The organism is Capnocytophaga sp. oral taxon 863 str. F0517 (genome assembly GCF_000466425.1).
In the GTDB taxonomy this organism is placed as follows: Bacteria; Bacteroidota; Bacteroidia; order Flavobacteriales; family Flavobacteriaceae; genus Capnocytophaga.
Genome location: NZ_KE992111.1, coordinates 1 through 411 on the forward strand (window position 1 = coordinate 1; position 411 = coordinate 411).

At 26.8% G+C, this 411-nt stretch carries 2 pseudogenes; both read right to left on the reverse strand.

Features of this window, described 5'->3' with window-relative positions:
• Nucleotides 1-199, reverse strand: a pseudogene (locus HMPREF1551_RS03705) (hypothetical protein); the annotation flags it as partial.
• Nucleotides 200-211: 12 nt separating this feature from the next.
• A pseudogene (locus tag HMPREF1551_RS14145) lies at nucleotides 212-411 on the reverse strand (hypothetical protein); the annotation flags it as partial.

The window sequence follows — 411 nt, forward strand, 5'->3', positions numbered from 1 at the left end:
AAAATAAAAAATCAACGCAACACCAGTAAATTAGTATTTCAAAATTACAACCTCCTATAAAATACTCTGCTTGATAACTAATAGCTTGCTCATGATATTTAACTTCTTTATATAAATTTGCTATTTTTTCCATTTTTATTCTTTCTTTACAACTTAAAAATGTTAAAATAGCTATAGCTAATAAATATACTTTTTTCATAAATTAGATACTTTACCTACGTATAATTACAAATTCATCACTACCTTGGGGTAAATATAATAAAATAGGGTAGGGAGCTGCTCCATAAGTTGTTCCTTTACTTATTAAAGGGCTCCAACCTTTTATATCTAATGGAGAGTAATTATTAAATTCTTTAGTATGTGTTTTTCTCTCCAAAGTTACTAACTTCCCCTCTGCATAAAGTTTTAACT